This is a genomic window from Streptomyces sp. NPDC057428 (assembly GCF_042803195.1).
Lineage (GTDB): Bacteria > Actinomycetota > Actinomycetes > Streptomycetales > Streptomycetaceae > Streptomyces.
In genome coordinates, this window is the sequence record NZ_JBHVCT010000004.1 from 153,992 (window position 1) to 163,260 (window position 9,269).

At 70.7% G+C, this 9,269-nt stretch carries 6 protein-coding genes and 5 pseudogenes; 8 read left to right on the forward strand and 3 right to left on the reverse strand.

Annotated features, from left to right (window positions below; all coding sequences use genetic code 11):
• Nucleotides 1-641: 641 nt before the first annotated feature.
• The 6 genes and pseudogenes from ACFU5K_RS03055 (at nucleotide 642) to ACFU5K_RS03080 (ending at nucleotide 4,509) form a co-directional block, all read left to right on the forward strand.
• Nucleotides 642-1,486 (forward strand): annotated as a pseudogene (locus tag ACFU5K_RS03055) (STAS domain-containing protein).
• The gene (locus ACFU5K_RS03060) at nucleotides 1,483-1,860 is read left to right on the forward strand and encodes an STAS domain-containing protein (protein WP_384055979.1); all 378 of its coding nucleotides are present in this window, start codon (nucleotides 1,483-1,485) and stop codon (nucleotides 1,858-1,860) included. Before ACFU5K_RS03055 ends, ACFU5K_RS03060 begins: the two are co-directional and overlap by 4 nt.
• Nucleotides 1,857-2,282 (forward strand): anti-sigma regulatory factor, encoded by a 426-nt coding sequence (locus ACFU5K_RS03065; RefSeq protein WP_384055982.1) that lies wholly within the window; start codon nucleotides 1,857-1,859, stop codon nucleotides 2,280-2,282. The genes ACFU5K_RS03060 and ACFU5K_RS03065 overlap by 4 nt, the downstream gene beginning before the upstream one ends.
• Nucleotides 2,270-2,845 (forward strand): annotated as a pseudogene (locus ACFU5K_RS03070) (anti-sigma regulatory factor); the annotation flags it as partial. The gene ACFU5K_RS03065 and the pseudogene ACFU5K_RS03070, both read left to right, overlap by 13 nt.
• A 763-nt stretch (nucleotides 2,846-3,608) precedes the next feature.
• Nucleotides 3,609-4,099 (forward strand): annotated as a pseudogene (locus tag ACFU5K_RS03075) (PP2C family protein-serine/threonine phosphatase).
• A gap of 65 nt (nucleotides 4,100-4,164) precedes the next feature.
• Entirely contained in the window at nucleotides 4,165-4,509 is a 345-nt protein-coding gene (locus tag ACFU5K_RS03080) for an STAS domain-containing protein (RefSeq protein ID WP_384055984.1), read from the forward strand.
• Between the two features lie 70 nt (nucleotides 4,510-4,579).
• Here ACFU5K_RS03080 and ACFU5K_RS03085 read toward each other — a convergent pair whose 3' ends face one another.
• Complete coding sequence (locus ACFU5K_RS03085) at nucleotides 4,580-5,968, reverse strand: MFS transporter (RefSeq protein ID WP_384055987.1); 1,389 nt, start codon at nucleotides 5,966-5,968, stop codon at nucleotides 4,580-4,582.
• Between the two features lie 354 nt (nucleotides 5,969-6,322).
• Entirely contained in the window at nucleotides 6,323-6,760 is a 438-nt protein-coding gene (locus ACFU5K_RS03090; protein WP_384055990.1) for a subtilase-type protease inhibitor, read from the reverse strand.
• Between ACFU5K_RS03090 and ACFU5K_RS03095 the strand changes: the two are divergent.
• Both ACFU5K_RS03095 and ACFU5K_RS03100 read left to right on the forward strand, forming a co-directional pair.
• Nucleotides 6,690-8,051, forward strand: a pseudogene (locus ACFU5K_RS03095) (aldehyde dehydrogenase family protein); the annotation flags it as partial. The gene ACFU5K_RS03090 and the pseudogene ACFU5K_RS03095 overlap by 71 nt on opposite strands.
• A pseudogene (locus ACFU5K_RS03100) lies at nucleotides 8,048-8,905 on the forward strand (APC family permease); the annotation flags it as partial. The pseudogenes ACFU5K_RS03095 and ACFU5K_RS03100, both read left to right, overlap by 4 nt.
• Here ACFU5K_RS03100 and ACFU5K_RS03105 read toward each other — a convergent pair.
• A partial coding sequence (locus ACFU5K_RS03105) for a substrate-binding domain-containing protein (RefSeq protein ID WP_384055993.1) occupies nucleotides 8,803-9,269 on the reverse strand: 467 nt, incomplete at its 5' end. The pseudogene ACFU5K_RS03100 and the gene ACFU5K_RS03105 overlap by 103 nt on opposite strands.

Genomic DNA, 9,269 nt, shown 5'->3' on the forward strand with positions numbered 1-9,269 from the left:
CCTCACCGAGGAGACGGCGCACAACACCGGCGGCACGGGGGAGCGGTGTCCCGGTGACCTCCCCAGGTCCGTGGGACGACCGCTTCCCGTGTTGCCGTCAGGAGCCCAAGCGCCCTCGTGCGACCGTGGGGCAGTCTCACCCGGAAACCCCCACCCCAAACCTGACGGGCCTGTGGAATTGAGCCGAGCGGACACCGCGGGGCCCGACCGGTCGGATTCCCGTGCGCGGGCCGCCCTCGACAGTGTGAGCGTCGTCTCCGTGAAAGTCCCGCGCGTGCGGGTGTGAAGTACCTGTGAAGGGGCACGCGGTGCTCATGCTTCCTCTCGCGCTCGTACTCCTCCTCGGCCTGGTCCTCCTGTGCGCCGGGTTCGCGCTCGATGAGTTGTGATGGACCACGGCCGTCGTACGGGCCGGACTGCCGCTGGTTTCGCGACCGGGCCGACCGCCCGCTCGATGACGGCCTGGTCGGCCCGCGCTCCCTGGTGCAGACGGTCATTCCTCCGGCGGACGGAAGCCCCTGCCGGACAGTGTGTGGGAACGGTGACCATCGCCCTGAGCGGCATGTCGCCTGGGGTGCCCGAGTGATGGCATACGCTGCGCGGGAATTGTGATGACGGGTACGAGAGAAGGGGTCACTTCGGTGGCAGAGCAAGAGATATCGACCCGCCTGGTGGTGCTGCTCACGGAGCAGCGGGAGTCGCTCGGTGCCGCGTGGGTGCAGACCGTTTCGCAGACCCTGCGCGGGCGCATCTCTCTGGCGGAGCTGGAGCGTGAGCTGCGCGAACTGTACTCGGCGCTGGTGGACGCCTCAGGGAGGGCGGATTCGACTGGCAGGGCGAGAAGTTCGCCGAGGTCCGCGCTCTCCTCGGTGAACTGTCGCGGAACCGTGCGCGGCAGGGCTTCTCGCCGACCGAGACCGCGATCAGCGTGCTCGCCTGCAAGGAGATCCTCGAACCGACGGCCCAGACGCCGGCCGAGGACATCCACGCCTACCTCCGGTTGAGCCGTCTCATGGACGCGCTCGGGCTGTACACGCTCGAGGTGTACGCGAGGACGCGTGAGGAGATCATCAGCGCCCAGTCCGAGCAGCTGATGGAACTGTCCACCCCGGTGGTGAAGCTGTGGGAGGGCGTCGTCGCCGTCCCCCTGGTGGGCACCCTCGACTCGGCGCGTACACAGGTCGTGATGGAGAAACTCCTCCAGACCCTCGTGGACACCGGTTCGGATCAGGCGATCATCGACATCACCGGCGTCCCCGCCGTCGACACCGAGGTCGCCCAGCACCTGCTCAAGACCGTGGTCGCAGCCCGGCTGATGGGCGCCGAGTGTACGATCTCGGGCATTCGTCCCCAGATCGCCCAGACGATCGTGGCGCTGGGTATCCAGTTCGGCGACATCGTCACCAAGGCGACGCTCGCCGACGCCCTCAAGCACGCACTGCGCCGCGAGAGCGTCGAACTCGGCCGGGCCGGAGGAATGGCGTGACCGAGCGAGTTCCCGTGCTGAAGATCGGCGACGTCCTGCTGGTCTCCATCCAGGTCGACCTCGAGGACCAGACCGTCCTCGATCTGCAGGACGACCTCGCGGCACGGATCGTGGCCACGGGGGCGAACGGCGTGGTCATCGACATCACCGCGGTGGAGATCGTCGACTCGTTCGTCGGGCGCATGCTCGCCACGACGGCCGCCATCTCCCACATGCTGGACGCCGAGACCGTCGTGGTCGGGATGCGCCCCGCCGTCGCCATCACGCTCGTCGAGCTGGGACTCTCGCTCGGCGGCGTACGCACGGCTCTGACGCTGGAAAAGGGGCTCGACATGCTGGCCCGACCTGACAGCCGTCCTCCGGCTAAGCCATGAGCGGGCCCCGGCCCGTCCCGGACGCCGATCACGAGACGATCACCATCGCGTCGAACGACGACGTCGTACGCGCACGTCAACTGGTGCGCACGCTCGCCCAGCGGTGCAGACTCTCGCTGGTCGACCAGACGAAGCTGGTCACCGCGGCGAGCGAACTCGCGCGCAACACCCTGGTCTACGGAGGCGGCGGCGTCATGCGCACCGGACTCGTCCGTCGGGACAGCCGGGTGGGTGTCACGGCCGTCTTCGAGGACCAGGGCCCCGGCATCCCCGATCTGGACCTGGCCCTGACCGACGGCTGGACGTCGGGGGGCGGTCTCGGCCTGGGACTCAGCGGAGCGCGGCGCCTGGTGGACGACTTCGCGCTCGACACCGAGGTCGGCCGGGGCACGCAGGTAGCGGTGACCAAATGGGCCCGCTGACCCTGCCCCTGCTGGAATCCGAGGACGTCGCCTGGTTCCGTGACGACGAATCGCTCCCCGCGTCGACCCGGGGAGCCGCGGCGGCGCTCGCCAGGCGCCTCGGATTCGACGAGCAGCGCTGTGCGGAGGTGTCCCTCGCGGTGAGCGAAGCCGCCACCAATGTGCGCAAGCACGCCGTCGACGGTGCGCTGCTTCTGCGGATAGTACGGACGGAACAGGACGCCGGCCTCGAGATCGTCACCACGGACGAGGGTCCCGGCATGCCGGACGTCGCCCGGTGCCTCGTGGACGGTACGTCCTCGACGGGCACTCTGGGGATCGGCCTGGGGGCGATCGCACGCCTGGCCGACACCTTTGACGTGCATTCACTGCCGGGGCGGGGCACCGCGTTGTCCGCCCGGTTCTGGACGAAGGACGCCGCCCGGCGCACTGCCGCGCTGGGCGAGCCGGTCGTCGCAGGACTCACCCGGCCCATCACCGGCGAGGTGGTGTGCGGGGACGCCTGGGCCGCGCGTCCGGCCGGCCGGCGTACCCAGGAACCGACAGCCGCTGCCGTAAGAGCGGAGACCCTCGCCGCGGCATGGGAAGATTGCATCTCGGAAGTGCCCTCGTGGTCGTGCGTGCTGGAAGCGTGAAGAACTTCCATCATCGCAGGCCACAGGGCACTTCCTCGTTTCCGGAGAAGCTATCCACAGGCATCAAGCCGGTGGATTCGGGCTGAGTCCCGACAACCGCGCCCTCCACCTCGCCGCGGCCCCGCGAAGCGGGTCCGGAACGGGCGTGACGGGTCGGCTCCCTGAGCGGCCCGCCGTGTCCGTTTGGCAGGCGGACCTGCGCGTCCTGGACCTCCTGTGCGAGACGGCGCTCGGGGACGGGACGGGGACGGACACGGTGCTGCTGTCGGGCGAGCAGTGGACATCACTGATCGCACGGGACCCGTCCGGCCGGGCCGATGTGTTCCCCGGCGGAGTCGGGCTGATACTCGCCCGGACGAAGCAGGGCCGCCCGCCGGTCGCGCTCGCCGTGGACGCCGCGACGCTCGGGGGCGCCGACGACGGCGAACTCCTGTCGCAGCTGGCGCAGGCCTGCGCGCTGGCCCTGGAGGCTCTCCGCAGCCAGAGCGAGGAGCACGCCCTCGTTCTCACCCTCCAGCGGACGTTCCTGCCCGACCGGCTTCCCGAGGTGAGCGGCGTGGACATGGCCGTACGGTACGAGCCGGCGGCCGACCACACCGAGATCGGCGGCGACTTCTACGAGGCCATACAGACGCCCGACGGCCTGCTGCTGGCCATCGGTGATGTCGCCGGGCACTCCCTCCAGGCGGCCATGATCATGGGGGAGGTACGCCACGCGCTGCGCGCCTACGCCATCGAGGGACACGATCCCGGACCCTGCTGGAGCGGCTGGACGCACTCCTGGTGCGGCTGCGCCCTTCCATCACCGTCACCGTCTGCCTCGTCCTGGTCGAGCCGGGCGGACGGCGGATCCACGTCGCCAACGCGGGGCACATACCTCCGCTGCTGAGGCGCACCGACGGCTCCACGTGCTATCTCACGGAGCACGGCCCGCTGCTCGGCCTCCAGTTGCCGCACCCGCCCGCCACCTGCCACGACGTGCCGGAAGGCTCCACACTCCTGCTGCTGACGGACGGGCTCATCGAGATCCCCGGCGAGGACCTCGACGACAGCATGGAGGCCCTGAGCGAGACGCTCCGGGGCGCGCCACGGGAACTCGAGGAGCTGTGTGACGTCCTGCTCGACACCTTCGGAAAGGGAAAGACCGATGACATCGCGCTGCTGGCGGCCCGGCTTCTCTGACGGCCGGCGCATCCCGTCCGGCGCCCCCCGTACCCGTGGCATCCGCACGTCCCGGAGCGACAGCGATGCCTGAGCACGCACTGGTGCTCACGGTGGACCACGGCAGTCCCGGCGCCGTCGTCCTGCGGCTGACGGGAGCACTCGACCACCTCACCGCCGACCGCTTCCGCAGGGCGGTCGGGGAGATCCCCCCGCGTGCGGGGGTGCCGCTCGTCCTCGACATGTCGCGGCTCGGTTTCTGCGACTCCGTAGGCATCACCGAACTGGTCCTCGCCCACCGCAGGGCCCGGGCCGCGGGCACGTCACTGCTGCTCGCGGGCGTCGGCAGGGAACTGGGGCATCTCCTCGAACTCACCGGCGTGGACCGGGTGCTGACTCCGAGGGAGGGCGGGCCCCGGCCCGGCACCTGAGTCCGACGGGTTACGCCGGGGCGCCGGGGCGCCCCGGCGTAACGGCTCGCGCCGCCCTGCGAGGAGGGGGTCAGACGGTGCGGGCGTCGGCGGGCAGTTCCGCGGCGTCCCGGACCGGCTCGCCGGCCCCGGGCTCGATGTCGGCGAGGTCCCGGCTCCTGGTCTCCTTGGCGCAGACGATCGCCAGCACCGTGATCAGCGCGGCGGCGATGACGTAGAGGGAGATCGGAGTCGACGTACCGAAGTCGACGAGCAGGGCGGTGGCGATGAGCGGGGCGGGAGCCCCCGCGGCGACGGACGAGAACTGGGCCCCGATCGACGCGCCGGAATAGCGCATCCGGGTCGCGAACATCTCCGCGAAGAAGGCCGCCTGCGGTGCGTACATCGCGCCGTGGAAGATCAGGCCCACCGTGACGGCGAGCAGCAGACTCCCGAAGCTCCGGCTGTCGATCAGCGCGAAGAACGGGAACATCCACAGCGCCACACCGATGGCACCGATCAGGTAGACCGGCCTGCGCCCGATCCGGTCGGACAGCGCACCCCACAGCGGGATCACGGCGAAGTGCACGGCGGAGGCGACGAGTACGGCGTTGAGTGCCGTCTGCTTGCTGAGGTCCACGGCTGTCGTCGCGTACACCAGGATGAACGCGGTGATCACGTAGTAGCTGATGTTCTCGGCCATCCGCGCGCCCATCGCGATGAGCACATCGCGCCAGTGATGCCGCAGCACGGCCACGAGGGGCATCTTCTCGGCGGGCTCAGCAGCGGCCTTGCGCTGCTCGGCCTGGACCAGGGCCGCCTTGAAGACAGGTGACTCATCGACAGAGAGACGAATCCACAGACCGAGTACCACCAGCACCCCCGAGAGCAGGAACGGGATGCGCCAGCCCCAGGTCTCGAACGCCGACTCGGACATGAGGGCGGTGAGGGCGGAGAGCACGCCGGTCGCGAGCAACTGCCCGGCGGGGGCGCCCGTCTGGGGCCACGACGCCCAGAAACCCCGTCGCTTCGCGTCGCCGTGCTCCGAGACGAGCAGCACCGCGCCGCCCCACTCGCCGCCGAGGGCGAAGCCCTGCACGAGGCGCAGGACGGTCAGCAGGACGGGTGCGGCGGAACCGATAGTGGCGTGGGTCGGCAGGAGCCCGATGGCGAAGGTCGCGCCGCCCATCATCAGCAGGCTCAGCACCAGGAGCTTCTTGCGCCCCAGCCGGTCTCCGTAGTGCCCGAAGACCAGGGCGCCGATCGGACGGGCGGCGAAGCCCACCGCGTAGGTGAGGAAGGAGAGAAGGGTGCCGACGAGCGGGTCGGACCCGGGGAAGAACAGTTTGTTGAAGACCAGCGCGGCGGCCGATCCGTAGAGGAAGAAGTCATACCACTCCACCGTGGTGCCGACGAGGCTCGCGGCGACGACGCGGCGGAGGTTGGACGGCGCTGGGGGAGCGGTTGCTGGGGCGGCCATGGATACCACTTCCGGACAGTTGGCGGGGACGTTTCCGTGTCGCCACACCGTAGGAAGGCGCTGGTCAGAGGCGTATGTGGTGGGACACCATAGTTAGAGTGACGGGTGTGCGGGTGACCGCTACGGGGAGCCGATCCGGCGCCGAGGCCTCGTCGGGGCAGTTGTTGAACCGCCCCGGGACGGCGTCGTCCCGGGGCGACTTCACCTCGCCCTGCGGCGGCCGCGCGGCCATCCGGTCCGGCTGGTGCCGGTGGTCGTCGCCGGACTCGCGGACGGAGGCCGCTGCGAGTCCGGCCGCGCCGGCCCCTGCGTCACGGGCCGCGAGGCCGGGCCCGGAGGGTCGGAAGCGCCCGGTCAGAACGCGAAGACCGAGCCCTCGGCCAGGCTTGCCCGCATCTCGCACTCGTTGCCGAAGGTTGCGGACCAGGAGACGTTGCGGCCCTGCCACACTCCGGTCGCGCTGAGGACGAGGGGGTCCCACTGGCGCGTGCAGTTGCCCTGCGACTGGGGCCTGGTCAGCTGTGCGAACTCGCCGTCGACCGAGCGCAGCTCGGAACAGGCGGCGCCGGGCGCGGGGTGCGTGCCGCCGGCGCGCGGCGCACAGCTCAACGTGACCGCCCGCTGGACGGTGACCGGATCGGCGTCGCCCTTGCCGACCGAGAGGACGAGGGCCGAGGGGGCGTAGAGGCCGGCGGACCGGGCAGGGCCGGCCTCCGCCGCGGGACCCCGGGACGCTGCCGCGGCGGTGGCCGCGGCGCGCGAGGCGTTCGACGACGGGCCCTGGCCGCGCACACCGGCCGCGGAGCGCGGCCGGCTGCTGCTGCGCGTGGCCGACCTGCTGGAACGGGACAAGGACGCGTTCGCCAGAGCCGAGACCCTCGACACGGGGAAGCGGCTCGTGGAGAGCGAGTACGACATGGACGACATCGCGAACTGCTTCCGCTACTTCGGGAACCTCGCTGCCGCCGGCGGCGCCGACCGCGTCGTGGACACGGGCGATCCCGGTATCGACAGCCGCGTGGTGCACGAACCCGTCGGCGTGTGCTCACTGATCACGCCGTGGAACTATCCGCTTCTGCAGACGGCCTGGAAGGTCGCCCCCGCGCTCGCGGCGGGCAACACCTTCGTCCTCAAGCCCAGCGAGCTGACGCCGCACACCGCGATCCTTCTGATGAAGGCGCTCACCGAGGCCGGACTGCCGCCCGGGGCCGCGAATCTCGTGCTCGGGGCCGGAGCCGCCGTGGGCCAGCCCCTGACCTCGGACCCGCGGGTCGACATGGTCTCCTTCACCGGCGGCCTGGCCACCGGACGGCTCGTCATGGCGGCGGCCGCACCCACCGTGAAGAAGATCGCGCTGGAGATGGGCGGCAAGAACCCCAACATCGTCTTCGCGGACGCCGAGTTCGACACCGCGGTCGACTACGCGCTGATGGCTGTCTTCCTGCACGCCGGACAGGTCTGCTCGGCAGGTGCCCGGCTCCTCGTGCAGGACGCGCTCCACGACGACTTCGTCGACGAACTCGTACGCCGCGCCCGCGACATCCGGCTCGGCGGCCCCTTCGACGAGCGGTCCCGCAGCGGGCCGCTGATCTCGGCCGCCCACCGCGACAAGGTGGAGACCTACGTGGCCGCCGGTCTCGCGGAGGGCGCGGTGCTGCGCTGCGGGGGCGCCCGCCCCGACGACCCGGCGCTCCAGCGCGGCTTCTACTACCTGCCGACCGTCCTCGACGAGTGCACCCCGGACATGTCCGTCGTACGGGACGAGTCCTTCGGCCCCGTCCTCACCGTCGAGCGTTTCCGGGAGGAGGCCGAGGCCGTCGTGCTGGCCAACGACACCGTCTACGGGCTGGCAGGGGCCGTCTGGACGCAGGACGGCGAGCGCGCCCACCGGGTGGCCTCCGGTCTGCGCGCCGGAACCGTGTGGATCAACGACTTCCACCCGTACGTACCGCAGGCCGAATGGGGCGGTATGAAGCAGTCGGGCGTGGGCCGTGAGCTGGGCCCAGCCGGGCTCGCGGAGTACCAGGAGGCCAAGCACATCTGGCGCAACACCGCAGTCCGTCCGCAGAGGTGGTTCGAATGAGGCCGTCCGGCCCGACGGACCCCGAACCGAAGGGCACGCCTCCCCCTGGCACCCGGGCCGACGGCACGCACGACGACGACTCACTCGCCGAACTCGGTTACAAGCCCGAACTCAAGCGCACCCTGGGCAACTTCCACACGTTCGCCGCGGGCATCAGCTACATCTCGATCCTGACCGGCACCTTCCAGCTGTTCTACTTCGGCGTGAGTTTCGGCGGCCCGGCCTACTGGTGGTCGTGGCCCATGGTGTTCGCCGGCCAGCTGATGGTGGCCCTGTGCTTCTGCGAACTCGCGGCCCGCTACCCCGTGGCCGGCTCCATCTACAACTGGGCCAAGAGCATGGGCGGTCCGCACATCGGCTGGCTCGGCGGGTGGATGATGATGACCGCCACCATGGTCTCGCTCTCCGCAGTGGCCCTCGCCTACCAGATCACGCTTCCGCAGATCGACGACTGGTTCCAGTTCGTCGGCGACGGCAGCGGCAAGAACGACGCGGCGGAGAACGCGGTGCTCCTGGGCACGGTGCTGATTCTCTTCTCCACCCTGATCAACGCCTTCGGGGTCAAGCTGATGGCGCGGATCAACTCAGCCGGTGTGTTCATCGAGCTGATCGCCGCCGTCGCCCTGATCATCTTCCTGGCCGCGCACATCACCCGCGGCCCCAGCAGCGTCCTGACGGACACGTACGGGCTCGGCGAGGGACGGACCCTCGGCTACTTCGGCGCGTTCCTCACGGCGTCACTCGCGTCGGCCTACGTGATGTACGGATTCGACACGGCGTCGTCGCTGGGCGAGGAGTCGCACCACCCGAGCCGGAACGCACCGCGTGCGATCCTGCGGGCCCTCCCTGCGGCGCGGCCCTGCTGGAGGCCTGCGCGGACGCCGGAATCCCCACCACCCCGTTCAACACCGGCACGACGGTGACCCGCGGGGGCCGCGTCGATGCGGCGCTGGAGCAGCTGGACGGCGGTTCTCGCCACGGCTGCCTTGTCGGGCGCCACCGTGCTGAGCGTCGGCACGCTGAAGCGGCCGCCCTCCACGTCGTCGAAGCCGATCACGGCGACCTCCTCGGGCACGCGCACACCGTGTTCGTGCAGCGCGCGCAAGGCACCCAGTGCCAGCTGGTCGTTGAAGCACACCAGGGCGTCGGGCCGGGCCCCGCGGCTCAGCGAGCGGCACGGACGGGGGGTGAGCGCCGGACGCCTCCCCGGCGGTGACC

Bases quoted from the DNA above. Each gene is read 5' to 3' on its own strand.
- ACFU5K_RS03065 (WP_384055982.1), top strand. From the start codon at position 1,857: ATGAGCGGGCCCCGGCCCGTCCCGGACGCCGATCACGAGACGATCACC.
- ACFU5K_RS03080 (WP_384055984.1), top strand. From the start codon at position 4,165: ATGCCTGAGCACGCACTGGTGCTCACGGTGGACCACGGCAGTCCCGGC.
- ACFU5K_RS03085 (WP_384055987.1), bottom strand. From the start codon at position 5,968: ATGGCCGCCCCAGCAACCGCTCCCCCAGCGCCGTCCAACCTCCGCCGC.